This is a genomic window from Pseudomonas sp. WS 5411, from assembly GCF_012985595.1.
GTDB classification, from domain to species: domain Bacteria; phylum Pseudomonadota; class Gammaproteobacteria; order Pseudomonadales; family Pseudomonadaceae; genus Aquipseudomonas; species Aquipseudomonas shahriarae.
Genome location: NZ_JAARMC010000001.1, coordinates 402,872 through 417,394 on the forward strand (window position 1 = coordinate 402,872; position 14,523 = coordinate 417,394).

The 14,523-nt window shown below is 61.4% G+C and carries 12 protein-coding genes; 4 read left to right on the top strand and 8 right to left on the bottom strand.

Annotation, left to right across the window (positions count from 1 at the left end):
• Positions 1–7: 7 nt before the first annotated feature.
• The 4 genes from HBR93_RS01790 (at position 8) to HBR93_RS01805 (ending at position 5,253) form a co-directional block, all read left to right on the top strand.
• Positions 8–685 carry a heavy metal response regulator transcription factor gene (locus tag HBR93_RS01790; RefSeq protein WP_057958510.1) on the top strand — a complete coding sequence of 226 codons (678 nt, stop codon included), beginning with the start codon at positions 8–10 and terminating at the stop codon, positions 683–685.
• Positions 675–2,039 carry a heavy metal sensor histidine kinase gene (locus HBR93_RS01795; RefSeq protein ID WP_169959743.1) on the top strand — a complete coding sequence of 455 codons (1,365 nt, stop codon included), beginning with the start codon at positions 675–677 and terminating at the stop codon, positions 2,037–2,039. The genes HBR93_RS01790 and HBR93_RS01795 overlap by 11 nt, the downstream gene beginning before the upstream one ends.
• 313 nt (positions 2,040–2,352) lie before the next feature.
• Positions 2,353–3,675: an OprD family porin gene (locus HBR93_RS01800; RefSeq protein WP_057958508.1), complete on the top strand. Its 1,323-nt coding sequence runs from the start codon at positions 2,353–2,355 to the stop codon at positions 3,673–3,675.
• Between the two features lie 84 nt (positions 3,676–3,759).
• The gene (locus HBR93_RS01805) at positions 3,760–5,253 is read left to right on the top strand and encodes a sensor domain-containing diguanylate cyclase (protein ID WP_169959744.1); all 1,494 of its coding nucleotides are present in this window, start codon (positions 3,760–3,762) and stop codon (positions 5,251–5,253) included.
• A 146-nt stretch (positions 5,254–5,399) separates the two neighbouring features.
• Here HBR93_RS01805 and lpxC read toward each other — a convergent pair whose 3' ends face one another.
• The 8 genes from lpxC to ftsW all read right to left on the bottom strand — a co-directional run bounded on the left by lpxC (position 5,400) and on the right by ftsW (position 14,522).
• Positions 5,400–6,311: a UDP-3-O-acyl-N-acetylglucosamine deacetylase gene (gene lpxC / locus HBR93_RS01810; RefSeq protein ID WP_029297841.1), complete on the bottom strand. Its 912-nt coding sequence runs from the start codon at positions 6,309–6,311 to the stop codon at positions 5,400–5,402.
• A gap of 112 nt (positions 6,312–6,423) precedes the next feature.
• On the bottom strand, positions 6,424–7,614 hold the full coding sequence (gene ftsZ / locus HBR93_RS01815; RefSeq protein ID WP_057444456.1) for a cell division protein FtsZ: 1,191 nt from the start codon (positions 7,612–7,614) through the stop codon (positions 6,424–6,426).
• Between the two features lie 66 nt (positions 7,615–7,680).
• Positions 7,681–8,940, bottom strand: coding sequence for a cell division protein FtsA (ftsA, locus tag HBR93_RS01820; RefSeq protein WP_029297837.1), 1,260 nt, complete (start codon positions 8,938–8,940; stop codon positions 7,681–7,683).
• A 15-nt stretch (positions 8,941–8,955) separates the two neighbouring features.
• A complete protein-coding gene (locus HBR93_RS01825; protein WP_115128967.1) occupies positions 8,956–9,822 on the bottom strand; it encodes a cell division protein FtsQ/DivIB in 867 nt (288 codons plus the stop codon).
• Positions 9,823–9,826: 4 nt separating this feature from the next.
• Positions 9,827–10,810, bottom strand: coding sequence for a D-alanine--D-alanine ligase (locus HBR93_RS01830; protein ID WP_057958506.1), 984 nt, complete (start codon positions 10,808–10,810; stop codon positions 9,827–9,829).
• On the bottom strand, positions 10,807–12,258 hold the full coding sequence (gene murC / locus HBR93_RS01835) for a UDP-N-acetylmuramate--L-alanine ligase (RefSeq protein ID WP_115128968.1): 1,452 nt from the start codon (positions 12,256–12,258) through the stop codon (positions 10,807–10,809). The genes HBR93_RS01830 and murC overlap by 4 nt, the downstream gene beginning before the upstream one ends.
• Positions 12,251–13,321: an undecaprenyldiphospho-muramoylpentapeptide beta-N-acetylglucosaminyltransferase gene (gene murG / locus HBR93_RS01840; protein ID WP_169959745.1), complete on the bottom strand. Its 1,071-nt coding sequence runs from the start codon at positions 13,319–13,321 to the stop codon at positions 12,251–12,253. Before murG ends, murC begins: the two co-directional genes overlap by 8 nt.
• Entirely contained in the window at positions 13,311–14,522 is a 1,212-nt protein-coding gene (gene ftsW / locus HBR93_RS01845) for a putative lipid II flippase FtsW (protein WP_162493911.1), read from the bottom strand. The genes murG and ftsW overlap by 11 nt, the downstream gene beginning before the upstream one ends.
• Between the last annotated feature and the right edge of the window lies 1 nt (position 14,523).

Sequence of the window (14,523 nt, forward strand, 5' to 3'; positions counted from 1 at the left end):
CGGGGTCATGCGTGTCCTGATTATTGAAGACGAAGAGAAAACCGCCGACTACCTGCATCGCGGGCTGACGGAACAAGGCTACACGGTGGACGTCGCCCGCGACGGCATCGAGGGCCTGCACCTGGCCCTGGAAAGCGACTACGCAGTAATCGTGCTCGATGTAATGCTGCCCGGCCTCGACGGGTTTGGCGTGCTGCGCGCACTGCGGGCGCGTAAACAAACCCCGGTGATCATGCTGACTGCCCGCGAGCGCGTGGAAGACCGCATTCGCGGCCTGCGCGAAGGCGCCGACGATTACCTGGGCAAGCCGTTTTCCTTTCTCGAACTGGTCGCCCGCCTGCAAGCCCTGACCCGCCGTAGCGGCGGGCATGAACCGGTGCAGGTGACCGTTGCCGACCTGTGGATCGACCTGATCAGCCGCAAGGCCAGCCGCGCCGGCCTGCGCCTAGACCTGACGGCCAAGGAGTTCTCGCTGCTCAGCGTCCTGGCGCGGCGCCAGGGCGAGATCCTGTCCAAGACGGCGATTGCGGAAATGGTCTGGGACATCAATTTCGACAGCGACGCCAATGTGGTCGAAGTGGCGATCAAGCGCCTGCGGGCCAAGCTCGACGGGCCCTTCGAGCACAAGCTGCTGCACACCATCCGTGGCATGGGCTATGTATTGGAGAACCGCAGTGTCGAGTAACTCGATTGCCCTGCGCCTGAGCGGCATGTTCACCCTGGTCGCGCTGGTGATTTTCCTGCTGATCGGCGGCGCGCTCTACCAGCAGGTGGACCGTGGCCTGGGCCTGTTGCCGGAGGCCGAACTGGATGCGCGCTACAGTGTGCTGGAGTCGTCGATCACGCGTTTCGGCACGCCGGATCACTGGGTGAAAATGACCAACAAACTCAAGCTGCTGGGCGAAGAGGATGCACGTATTCGCTTCTGGGTAGTGAGCAGCAACCCGGCCTATGAGTACGGCAACCCGGACGCGCACCTTCGCGAGTTTGCCGCCGGCCCCACGGGCAAGCGTGATTTATACCTGCCGGGGCATGCGTATCCGTTCAAGGTGCTGGTCAGCCAGTTCCCGGCCAAGGACCTGCGCCCGCCGCTGCGCTTTATGATCGCCATCGACACCGCCAACTTCCGCGCCACCCAGCATCATTTGCTGATGGCGTTGATCAGCCTGGCGTTTATCGGCGTGGTGCTGGCTTCGCTGCTGGGCTTCTGGGTCGCGCGCATCGGCCTCAAGCCGCTGATCAGGCTCTCGGATGAAGCGCAAAAACTGGCCCCGCCGAAACTGTCCGGGCGCTTGCAATTGTCGCCGCTGCCCCCAGAGCTCAAGCAATTCGCCAATGCCTTCAACTCCACCCTGGAGCGGGTGGAAACCGCCTACTCGCGCCTGGAGTCGTTCAACGCCGACGTGGCCCACGAACTGCGCTCGCCACTGACCAACCTGATCGGCCAGACCCAGGTGGCGCTGACCCGTGGCCGCTCGGCCGAGCATTACTTTGAAGTGCTGCAATCGAACCTGGAGGAGTTGGAGCGCCTGCGTTCGATCATCAATGACATGCTGTTCCTGGCCAGCGCCGACCAAGGCAGCAAAGCCACCAAGCTGGTTGAAAGCTCCCTGGCCGATGAGGTGGCGACCACCCTCGACTATCTGGACTTTATCCTTGAAGACGCCCAGGTGCAGGTCACGGTGGCCGGCGATGCCCAGGTGAAGATCGAAAAGGCCCATTTGCGCCGGGCCCTGATCAACCTGCTGAACAATGCCGTGCAGCACACCTCGCCGGGGCAGGTGATCGAGGTGCGGATTGAAGCGCACGAGCAGCAGGTGCTGATTGGCGTGACCAACCCTGGAGAACGGATCGCCAGCGAGCATTTGCCTCGGTTGTTCGAGCGTTTCTACCGCGTCGACGCCTCACGCAGCAACAGCGGGGCCAATCATGGTTTGGGGTTGGCCATCGTCAAGGCGATTGCCTTGATGCATGGTGGGGACGTGTTTGTGCGCAGTGAACACGGTGGCAACACCTTTGGTATCACCCTGCCGATCTGATTTTCAAAACCACTCCGACATAAGCCCATTCCCATAGAGGGTCTTCATCGTCTTGACTGTTGCGATTTGGGCAACAGTCATTATCTTGTTACACTCTGTACCGTACCGCTCGCCTGCGCCAATATGTCGCATCGACGAGCGAGACGGCAAAGACAGCCGACCCGCCCTGCCATTTCCCTCGACTTATTTCCAGGGCTCTACACTGGGAATCTGTCTTAAAGCCGCTGACTTCAGCGGCTTTTTTTTGCCGTAAAAAAGGCCAGGAACACCCCACAACATTGGCCGTTCAGACTGACCCAAAGGAGCTCCCCCGGTGAAAACCGCGCTGACATTCACCCCGTTATTCCTCGCGATTGCAGCAACTATCTCCCCTATCGCCCATGCCGCAGACACCCCTCCCACCGACGGATTCGTCGAAGGCTCCAGCCTCAATATCAACACCCGCAACTACTACATGAATCGCGACCGCCGCGACATTCACACCGACGACAGCAAAGAGTGGGGCCAAGGCTTCCTCGGGGTCTTCGAGTCCGGTTACACCCAGGGCACCGTGGGTTTCGGCCTGGATGTGCATGGCATGCTCGGCCTGAAACTGGACGGCGGCGGCGGTACCGACGGCTCCAGCATCCTGCCGTACGGCAGCGGCAACGGCAAAGCGCCGGGCTCGTTTTCCACCGGTGGCGGCACCCTGAAAATCCGCGCCCTGGATACCGAATTCAAAGCCGGCGATCTGTTCCTCAACAACCCGGTAATTGCCGGCGGCATGACCCGCATGCTGCCCGAGACCTTTCGTGGCGTCAGCCTGACCAACCACAGCCTCGACGGCTGGATGTTCGAAGGCGGCCAGGCCAGCTTTGCCAAGCTCTACAACCAGAGCGGCCACGGGCGCATCGGCACCAGCTATGGCGCGCTGCCCAAGGGCCAGGACAGCCAGCATATGAACTGGGCAGGCGTGGCCTGGAGCGGTCTGCCAGGGCTGACCAGCAACCTGTACGCCTCCGAACTCAAGGACGTGTGGAACCAGTACTACTACGACCTGGACTACACCTACGCGGTCAATGACCTGGTCAGCCTCAACCCGGGCCTGCACTTCTACCATACCCAGGACACCGGCAATGCCTTGCTGGGGGATATCGACAACAACACCTACAGCCTGCATTTCACCGTGGGCGTGGGCAATCACAGCGTCATGGCCGCCTACCAGCGGGTCAACGGCAACACGCCGTTCGACTACATCGCCCAGGGCGACAGCGTGTACCTGGACAACTCCCAGCAATACTCGGACTTCAACGGCCCCAACGAGCGCTCGTGGAAGCTCAAGTACGCCTATGACTTCGCCGGGCTCGGCGTCCCTGGCCTGACGTCAGCGGTGTCGTACATCAGCGGCAAGACCGACCTGACCAAAGTCGACCCCAACAGCCGCGGCTACTCGGCCTGGTACAGCGCCGACGGCAAGAACGCCAAGCACTGGGAGCGGGATATCGACCTCAAGTACGTGGTGCAGGGCGGCAAGGCCAAGGACCTGGCGGTGCGCCTGCAATGGGCGACCAACCGGGGCAGCAATGGCTACTCGGCGGTGGACCGCGATGTGGATGAGTACCGGGTGATCGTCGACTACCCGATCAATGTGTTCTGACGGCCAATTATCTTTTTTGCCGATGAGCTAATTTCAGGCGCGCGGAACTAAACTGCCCTCATCGTCACCGCCGAAGTCCGTCCGATGAGTCAACGCCGCGCCCTTAACCTGCCTGCACGCCCGGAGCTTTTGCTGATTCTGGGCAGTGGCCTCACCGTCACCCTGATCCTGATCATCGTCGCCGTGCTGCTGATCCGCGAACATGCCAGCACGCTGCAGACCGCCCAACGGTCTACCAGCAATATCACCCAACTGATCAATGCCGATGTGCTGCGCAACGTCGAGCTCTATGACTTGGCACTGCACGGCCTGATTGAGGCGGCCGGCAAGGACTTGTCGGGACTGCCGGCGGATGTGCGGCATCAACTGCAATTCGACCAGTCCACCGCAGCCCCCTATAAAGGTGAAGTCCTGCTGCTGGACGCCCAGGGCGCGGTGCTTGCCGACTCGTCGACGCTGACCCCAACCCGACGTAACTTCGCCAACCGCGACTACTTCCAGGTCCATCAACAGAACCCCGAGGCCGGACTGTTTATCAGCCGCCCGTTCAAGATCCATTGTCAGTGCGAGCAGGTCTGGCGTATCGCCTTCAGCCGCCGCGTGACCGGGCCCGACGGCGAGTTTGCCGGGGTGGCCGTGGCGACCATGCGCCTGGCGTATTTCGACCAACTGTTCAGCAGCCTGACCATCGGCAACGGTAACACCATCAACCTGCTGAACAACCAGGGCATCCTGCTGGCCCAGCACCCCGTGCTCGAACAGGACATGATCGACAAGGACCTGAGTTCACTCCCCAACTTCAAGCGCATGCTGAAAGAAGGCAGCGGCAGCTTCCGGGCCATCTCTGCGATCAGCGGTACGCCCCGGCTGTATACCTTTACCAATGTGGGGCGGTTGCCATTGATCGTGGTGGTGGCGTTGGCCAGCGACGATGTGTTCGCCGCCTGGCAGCGCGCCGCGTGGCTGACGGCAGGGGCCACCGGGGTGTTGTGTGTGGGCCTGCTGTGGCTGAGCTGGATGTTGCGCCTGGAACTGCGGCGCCGCTATCGCGCCGAGAAGGTGCTGTCAGAACTGGCAGCCACGGACGGCCTGACCGGCCTGGCCAACCGCCGGACCCTCGACCAGCGCTTGGCTCTGGAATGGGAGCGCGCCCGCCGCTCGACCGAGCCCTTGTCTGTGCTGATGATCGACGTCGACCACTTCAAGGCCTTCAACGACCGCCATGGCCATCAGGGGGGTGATGAAGCCTTGCGCAGCGTGGCGCAGGTGATCGGCCGCCAAATCCGCCGCCCGGCCGATCTGGCGGCACGTTACGGCGGCGAAGAGTTTGCGGTGATCCTGCCGCATACCGATGCCAACGGTGCCAGGACGATTGCCGAGCATATCCGCCAGGGGATCCAGCACTTGCCGCCGGTTGCGGGTGATAGCGAGCCTATTACGGTGAGTATCGGCCTGAGCGCCTGGGACAAACGCAGCAGCGCGTCATTGGAGGAGTTGCTGCTCAGTGCTGACCGGGCGTTGTATGAGGCGAAAAATAGCGGGCGTAACCGCGTCGTCGATGCGGCCCTGTTGAGGTAGTGGTTGCGTACCTATTGTGGCGAGGGAGCTTGTCACCACAGATCTGCCTCGCGCCTTGATTGAACATTGGCGGAGCCACAAACCGCCGCCATAAAAAAAGGCCACCCGAAGGCAGCCTTTAAAAACTAAAGAAAGAGAGTTGTTACTTACACCGCCGCAACGGGACGCATGTAAGAGATCGGTGCGGTGCTGGCATCTTCGAAGGTCACGACTTCCCAAGCATCTTTCTGCTCAATCAACTTGCGCAGGAGCTGGTTGTTCAGTGCATGGCCCGACTTGAAGCCTTTGAACTCGCCTATAAGGCTATTGCCCAGCAGGTAGAGGTCACCAATTGCATCGAGGATCTTGTGCTTCACGAATTCGTCTTCATAGCGAAGGCCGTCTTCGTTCAGTACACCATCCGCGTCGACCACGATGGCGTTTTCAACGCTGCCGCCGAGTGCGAGGTTGTGCTTGCGCAGGTACTCGATGTCACTCATGAAACCAAAGGTACGGGCGCGGCTGACTTCTTTTACGAACGAAGTGCTGGAAAAATCCACGCTTGCACTTTGGGTGCGGTCACGGAATACCGGGTGATCGAAATCGATCTCAAAGCTCACTTTAAAGCCTTCGAACGGGACGAAGGTGGCGCGCTTGTCGCCGTCTTCTACTGTCACTTCCCGCAGAATGCGAATGAACTTCTTGGCTGCGTCCTGTTCTTCCAGGCCGGCAGATTGAATCAGGAATACGAAAGGTCCAGCGCTACCATCCATGATCGGGACTTCAGACGCGGAGAGCTCGACGTAGGCGTTATCGATGCCCAGGCCAGCCATGGCCGAGAGCAAGTGCTCCACCGTGTCCACTTTGACGTCACCGTTGACCAATGTGGTCGACATGGTGGTTTCGCCAACGTTTTCCGCGCGAGCAGGAATCTGCACCACAGGGTCCAGGTCGGCACGAACAAACACGATGCCGGTGTCGACAGGTGCGGGCTTGAGAGTCAGGTATACCTTCTCCCCGGAGTGCAGACCTACACCTGTGGCACGGATAATATTCTTCAGGGTGCGTTGTTTAATCATGGCTTGGACCGCTTCAGCGCAAATTGCGAACTGGTATCAACAAAGGCTGGCGATAATAGCAGACCAGATCTTTGCTGAACACCAATCACCTTCATAGCCCTGATACATTCCATTAATCGGCCTGACGACGCAGGAAAGCCGGGATGTCCAGATAGTCCAGATCATCTTGCGGATTCGGGCTACGGGACGCCGCAGCACCAGCCTGGGCCTGGTTGCGCATCACGGTCGGACGATCCAGATCACGGTAGTTCACCGACGGCAGTTCCTGACGAGCAGGTGCTGGAGCGGCGGCCGAGGCCTGGCTGGTGTGCACGGTATTGTCGATAACCTTCACCGGTTTCTCGATTTTAGCGCCCAGACCCGTGGCAACCACGGTCACATGCAGCTCGTCGCGCATATCTGGATCGATAACGGTACCGACCTTGACCATCGCGTGCTCGGAAGCGAAGGCTTCGATGATGCTACCCACGTCGGAGTACTCACCCAGGGACAGGTCAGGACCGGCGGTGATGTTCACCAGGATGCCGCGTGCACCTTGCAGGTTCACGTCTTCGAGCAACGGGTTGCGGATGGCCGCTTCGGTCGCTTCACGTGCACGGTTAGGACCGCTGGCGCAGCCAGTGCCCATCATTGCCATGCCCATTTCGCTCATGACCGTGCGTACGTCGGCAAAGTCGACGTTGATCATGCCCGGACGCTTGATGATGTCGGAGATACCGCGAACGGCACCGGCCAGTACGTCATCGGCCTTGGCGAAAGCCGACAGCAGGCTGGCGTCTTTACCGAGGATGGTCAGCAGTTTCTCGTTGGGGATGGTGATCAACGAGTCAACGCTTTCAGACAGCAGACGGATACCTTCGTCGGCGATCTGCATGCGCTTGCGGCCTTCGAACGGGAACGGACGGGTCACGACAGCGACCGTCAGGATCCCCATTTCCTTGGCTACTTCAGCAATGATTGGCGCCGCACCGGTACCGGTACCGCCGCCCATGCCAGTGGTGATGAACACCATGTTGGTGCCTTGCAGCACTTCGGCAATACGCTCGCGGTCTTCCAGGGCGGCTTGACGGCCGACTTCCGGATTGGCGCCAGCGCCCAGGCCCTTGGTCACGGCTGTGCCCAATTGCAGGATGGTCCGCGCGCCGATGCTCTTCAGCGCCTGGGCATCAGTGTTGGCGCAGATGAATTCAACGCCTTCAATGTTGCTCTTGACCATATGATTGACAGCGTTGCCGCCGCCACCGCCGACACCGATTACTTTAATAACCGGGCTTGCGGGGATGTTGTCTACGAGTTCGAACATTTTCCCTCTCCTTTCATTTCTCTAGTTTTTTCGCCTACTACTTTGAAACGGTGTTGCGGTAAATCTTTAGAAATTGCCTTTCACCCAAGCCTGCAGGCGCTCCAGCAACGGCGCTTTGGGCTCGTCACTGCTATAGCTTTCGCGGCTGCCAATGCCCGACAGGGAAATGCCGTCGGTCTGCTTTTGCAGGCCGTACAACAGCAAGCCCACACCGGTGGAATAAATCGGGTTGCGCACCACGTCGCCCAGGCCCTTGACGCCATGGGGCACGCCCAGGCGGACCGGCATGTGGAAGATTTCCTCGGCCAGTTCGACCGCGCCTTCCATCTTCGAGGTGCCACCGGTCAGCACGATGCCGGCCGGGATCAAATCTTCGTAGCCGCTGCGACGCAGTTCAGCCTGGATCAGGGTGAACAGTTCGTCGTAGCGCGGCTCGACCACTTCGGCCAGGGCCTGACGCGACAGTTCACGCGGTGGACGGTCGCCCACGCTCGGTACCTTGATGGTCTCGCCGGCACCGGCCAGCTTGGCCAGGGCGCAGGCGTAGCGGATCTTGATTTCTTCGGCGTACTGGGTCGGTGTCCGCAGGGCCATTGCAATGTCGTTGGTCACCTGGTCGCCGGCAATCGGGATCACCGCGGTGTGACGGATCGCACCTTCGGTAAAGATCGCGATATCGGTGGTGCCGCCGCCGATGTCCACCAGGCATACGCCCAGTTCTTTTTCGTCGTCGGTCAGGACCGAGTAGGCCGAGGCCAACTGCTCAAGAATGATGTCGTCGATTTCCAGGCCGCAACGACGCACGCATTTTTCAATGTTCTGTGCGGCATTCACGGCGCAGGTCACCACGTGGACCTTGGCTTCCAGGCGGACGCCCGACATGCCCAGGGGCTCACGTACGCCTTCCTGGTTATCAATCACGTAGTCCTGCGGCAGGGTGTGCAGCACACGCTGGTCAGCAGGGATCGCCACGGCCTGGGCAGCGTCGAGGACGCGCTCAAGGTCGGCCGAGCTGACTTCACGGTCGCGGATCGCCACGATGCCGTGGGAGTTCAGGCTGCGGATGTGATTGCCCGCCACGCCGACGAATGCCGAGTGAATCCGGCAGCCCGCCATCAGTTGCGCTTCTTCGATAGCGCGCTGGATCGACTGCACGGTGGATTCGATGTTGACCACCACGCCCTTCTTCAGGCCCCGGGACGGATGCGTGCCGATTCCGACGATTTCCAGCGTGCCGTCGTCCGCGACCTCGCCTACCAGCGCCACCACCTTGGAGGTGCCGATATCGAGACCGACGATCATTTTGCCGCTTTGCACGTTTGCCATGGGTCCTGCCTCTTCTTAATTCTTCGCGACAGCGGGTTGCGCTGCCGTGGGCGCAGCCGGTTCGCGCCAGCTAACGGCCAGGCCGTTGGCGTAACGCAGGTCGATGCTCGCGATGTTCGTAATCTGTTCTTTCAGGGTTTTGTCGTAGATGGCGATAAAGCGGCGCATCTTCTCCACCAAGTGGTCGCGTCCCAGCAACAACTCGATGCCCGGGCCGGAACTGCCTGCCCCGGTGGTCAGGAACCAGCTGCCCCGCTCGCGCAATTCCAGGCGCGCAATGGAGAAGCCCAGTGGCCGCAGCATCTGGCTCAACGCCTGGTACTGCTGCATCACTTGTTGTTGCGCCCGTTGCGGCCCGAACAACTGCGGCAAATGCTCGTAGTTGGCCAGCTCACGCGGGTTGAATGCCTGGCCCTGGTTGTTCAACAGCGCTTCGTCACCCCAACGGGCCACGGGCAGTTGTTCTTCCAGGCGGATCGTCACTTGATCCGGCCACACGCGCCGTACTTCGGCGTGGGCAATCCACGGCATCTGCTCCAGTTCGGCACGCATGCCTGCCAGGTCGATGGTGAAGAAGCTCGCCGCGACAAAAGGCGCGATCCGCTGCTGCACCGCTTGCTGGCTGATGTAGCTCAAGTCGCCCTGCACGCTGATCTTGGTGATCGGGCGGTCGGCATACGGCAACAGGCGCTGCGCACCTTCATAGGTGCCAAAGCCCAACGCCACCAACAGCACCGGCCAGAACAGGGCCTTGAGAAAACCAAAGTTGGCTTTCGGCAGGCGCGCCGACATCGGCTCTTTAGCCACCATTCGACTGGCACCACGCGGCACCGGCTTGCGGCCGGGAGCGGGTGGCTGATGGCGAAGCGATGCGCCTTGCATGGTCTTAACCTCGTGCCTCTTCATTACCGGCCACATTACCGGCCACATAACTGGCGGCCAGGATCGCCAGCACCAACTGCTGGAAGTCCAGGCCGGCTGCGCGTGCAGCCATGGGCACCAGGCTGTGGTCGGTCATGCCCGGTGCGGTGTTGACTTCAAGGAACCAGAAGTTCCCCTGGTCATCCTGCATCACGTCTGCCCGCGCCCAACCGGCGATACCCAACGCCTCACAGGCTTTCGCCGTGAGGTCCATCAATTCCTGCTCTTTGGTTGCATCGAGGCCGCATGGGATCCGGTACTGGGTATCGGAGGCCAGGTACTTGGCGTCGTAGTCGTAAAAGGTATGGGGGGTGCCCAGCGCGATAGGCGGCAATACCTGGTCACGGAGGGTCGCGATGGTGAATTCGGGACCGGAGATCCACTGTTCCACCAACACTTGCGAATCGTAGGTACTTGCCGCTTTCCATGCGTCGATCAATTCGGCGGCCGAGTTCACTTTGGCCATGCCGATACTGGAGCCTTCATGGGCTGGTTTGACGATCAAAGGCAGGCCCAGTTCCTTGGCCGCAGAAATACAATCGTCTTCGCTGCACAAAACGCTGTGACGCGGCGTCGGAATGCCCAGGCTGTGCCACACCTGCTTGGTGCGCAACTTGTCCATGGCCAGTGCCGAGGCAAGGATGCCGCTGCCGGTGTAAGGGATCCCGGCGCACTCCAGCAGGCCCTGCATGCTGCCGTCTTCACCGCCACGGCCGTGAAGAATGATGAAGGCGCGGTCGATCTTCTCGGCCTGCAGGCGAGCGAGGAAGTCATCGCCCACGTCGATACCAAAGGCGTTCACACCGGCACTTTGCAGCGCTTGGAGCACAGCATTGCCGGACTTGAGCGACACTTCGCGCTCAGCGCTCTTGCCGCCGAACAGTACCGCCACGCGGCCGAAGTCGGCAGGCGCGATGGTGGAGAACAGGGAGCCGTAGTTGGTGGTCATTTCGACTTCCCCTGGGCAGGCGCGGCAGCAAACAGCGGGCTCGCGAGCAATTTAGGGGCAAGGCCGCCGATATCACCGGCACCCTGGCACAGCAGGATGTCGCCGGCACGCAGCAGCGGCTTGACGATCGGCGCCAGGTCCACACCACGCTCGATATAGATCGGGTCCAGTTGCCCGCGCTGACGGATGCTGTTGCACAGCTTGCGGCTGTCGGCGCCGGGGATCGGTTCTTCACCGGCCGGGTAGACTTCCATCAACAGCAGCACGTTGGCATCGGCCAATACATTTACGAAATCGTCGTACAGGTCACGGGTGCGGCTGTAGCGGTGCGGCTGGTAGACCATCACCAGGCGACGCTCCGGCCAGCCACCACGCACGGCCTTGATCACGGCCGCGACTTCGGTCGGGTGGTGACCGTAGTCATCCACCAGCATCACGTCGCCGCCGTCTACCGGCAGGTGGCCGTAGACCTGGAAGCGCCGGCCCACACCGGCAAAACCCGACAGGCCTTCGACGATGGCTTCATCGCTGACGCCCTCATCGGTGGCGATGCAGATGGTCGCCAGGGAATTGAGCACATTGTGGTTGCCCGGCATGTTCACCGAGACGTCCAGCGGCTCGCGATCAGGGCGCAACACGGTAAAGAAGGTCTGCATGCCTTGCTGACGTACATTGATCGCACGCACGTCGGCGTCTTCGCTGAAGCCATAGGTCACGGTCGGACGCTTGACCAGCGGCAGGATTTCGCGCACTACCGGATCGTCCAGGCACACCACAGCCAAACCGTAGAACGGCAGGTTATGCAGGAACTCGACGAAGGTTTTCTTCAACTTGTTGAAGTCGCCGTCGTAGGTCGCCATATGGTCGGCGTCGATGTTGGTGACCACGGCCACCAGCGGCTGCAGGTGCAGGAAGCTGGCATCGCTTTCATCGGCTTCGGCAATCAGATAACGGCTGGTACCCAGTTGTGCATTGGTACCTGCTGCATTCAGCCGGCCACCGATCACGAAGGTCGGGTCCAGGCCGCCGGCGGCAAATACCGAGGCGATCAGGCTGGTGGTGGTGGTCTTGCCGTGGGTACCGGCGACGGCGATGCCATGGCGGTAACGCATCAGCTCGGCCAGCATCTCGGCGCGGGGCACCACGGGAATACGGCGCTCAAGGGCGGTGGCCACTTCCGGGTTGGAGGTGTTCACGGCACTGGAGACCACCAGTACATCGGCCTGCGCGGCGTTCTCGGCACGGTGACCGATAAAGATTTGCGCGCCAAACGATTCCAGGCGCTCGGTGACCGGCGAGGTCTTGAGGTCGGAGCCGGAGACCTGGTAACCCAGGTTCAGCAACACTTCGGCGATCCCGCACATGCCCACGCCGCCGATACCGACGAAGTGGATGCGACGGATGCGGCGCATTTCCGGTTGCGGCATGGCTTTTTGATTCTCAACCATGGGCCACCTCCAGGCAGATATCGACCACGCTACGGGTGGCGTCGGGTTTGGCCAGGCGGCTTGCGGTGCTCGCCATGCTGTTCAGTCGTTCGGGTTGCATCAAAACCTCAGTCAGGCATGCGGCCAGATCGGCGGCGCCAGTCGTTCTTTGCGGCAGCAGGAAGGCAGCGCCCTCCCCGGCCAAATATTCGGCGTTGCGGGTCTGGTGATCGTCGATCGCATGGGGCAAAGGCACCAGCAAGGACGGCAGACCGGCAGCAGCCAGTTCACTGACGGTCAACGCACCTGCGCGACAGACCACCAGGTCGGCCCAGCCATAGGCATGGGCCATGTCTTTGATAAAAGGCTCTACAGTCGCCTCGACACCGGCCTCGCGATAGCGGGCGGCAGTCACTTCATCGTGGTTCTTGCCTGCCTGATGGAAAATCTCGGGACGCAGTTCCACAGGCAGTTGCGCCAGCGCCTCCGGCAGCAGCTTGTTCAGCGGTTCGGCGCCCAGGCTTCCGCCGAGGATCAGCAGGTGCGCCTTGCGCCCGGTCAGGGCCTGACGGGCAATGTCCATAAACAGTTCGGTACGCACCGGGTTACCGGTGGTGCGGCGCTTGTCCATGGCTGCAAACGTATTCGGGAATGCCTCGCAGACCCGCGCCGCCAATGGCGCCAACAGGCGGTTGGCAGTACCGGCCACAGCGTTTTGCTCGTGGACGATCACCGGCACACCGGCCAATCGCGCGGCCACACCGCCAGGACCGGTGACATAGCCACCAAAGCCCAGCACACACACCGGCTTCAACTCACGGATAACCTTGCGCGCCTGCCACACCGCCTTTAGCAACACGAACGGCGCCTTGAGCAGGGACAATTTGCTTTTGCCGCGCAGGCCGCTGACGTTGATCAGGTGCAGGGGCAAGCCGGCCGCCGGAACCAATTCATTTTCGATGCCACGGGGCGTACCCAGCCAATGCACGGTGTAGCCGCGGGCCTGGAACTCACGGGCACAGGCCAGCGCCGGGAACACGTGGCCGCCGGTGCCGCCCGCCATGATCAGCACGTTAGCGCCCATGGGTCGGCTCCTCGGCAAAATCGCTCTCGCTGAATTCCATCTCTTCGCTGCCCAAATGGGTTCGACTCTCCCACTCGATACGCAGCAACAAGCCGAGACAGGCACAGCAGATCACCAACGAGCTGCCGCCATAACTGAGGAACGGCAGGGTCAGGCCCTTGGTCGGCAGCAGGCCGACGTTCACACCGATGTTGATCAGGAACTGGCCGATCCACAGGAAGGCCAGGCCGTAAGCCACATAGGCGGCAAAGAATTGTTTGGCTTTTTCGGCCCACAAGCCGATGTACATGGCCCGCACGCAGACGAACACGAACAGCCCGACGGTGGCCAGGGAGCCGACCACGCCCAGCTCTTCGGCGAGTACCGAGAACACGAAGTCGGTATGGGCTTCCGGCAGGTAGAACTGCTTCTGCACGCTGTTGCCCAGGCCCACGCCCAGCCACTCGCCGCGACCGAAGGCGATCAGCGCCTGGGTCAGTTGGTAGCCGGAGCCGAACTGGTCGGACCAGGGGTCGGTAAAGGTGATCAGGCGCGCCATCCGATAGGGTTGCGCCTGCACCAGGATCGTCACGGCCGCCACGGCGAGCCCAACCATCAGGGCAAAGCGGAACAAGCCCACCCCGCCGAGGAACAGCATCGCAGCGGCGGCGCCCATCATCACCACGGTGGCGCCGAAGTCCGGCTCCATCAGCAACAGACCGGCCATGGGCAGCAGCACGATGAATGGCTTGAAGAAGCCCATCCAACTTTCCCGCACTTCTTTCTGACGACGCACCAGGTAGCCCGCGAGGTAAATCACCACGAACACCTTGGCGATCTCCGAAGGCTGCACGTTGAAAGCACCGAAGCCAATCCAGCGCATCGAACCGTTCACCTCACGGCCGATGCCGGGGACGATTACCATCACCAGCAGGCCGAAGGCACCGAGCAGCATCAGCCAACCCAGGCGCTGCCAGGTGGCGATAGGAATCATCATAGTGACGATGCACGCACCGAGGCCGATCACCAGGTAAATCAGGTGGCGGATCATGTGGTACAGGGTGTTACCCGACTGTACGGCAGCCACTTCCGAGGAGGCCGAGGTGATCATCACCAGGCCCAGGCCCAGCAGCGCCAGGCAACCGGCGAGCATCGGGAAGTCGAGGTCGATCCCGCGCCCGGTAATGATCGGCGACGGGTACGGCTTGATAATGTTCTTCAGG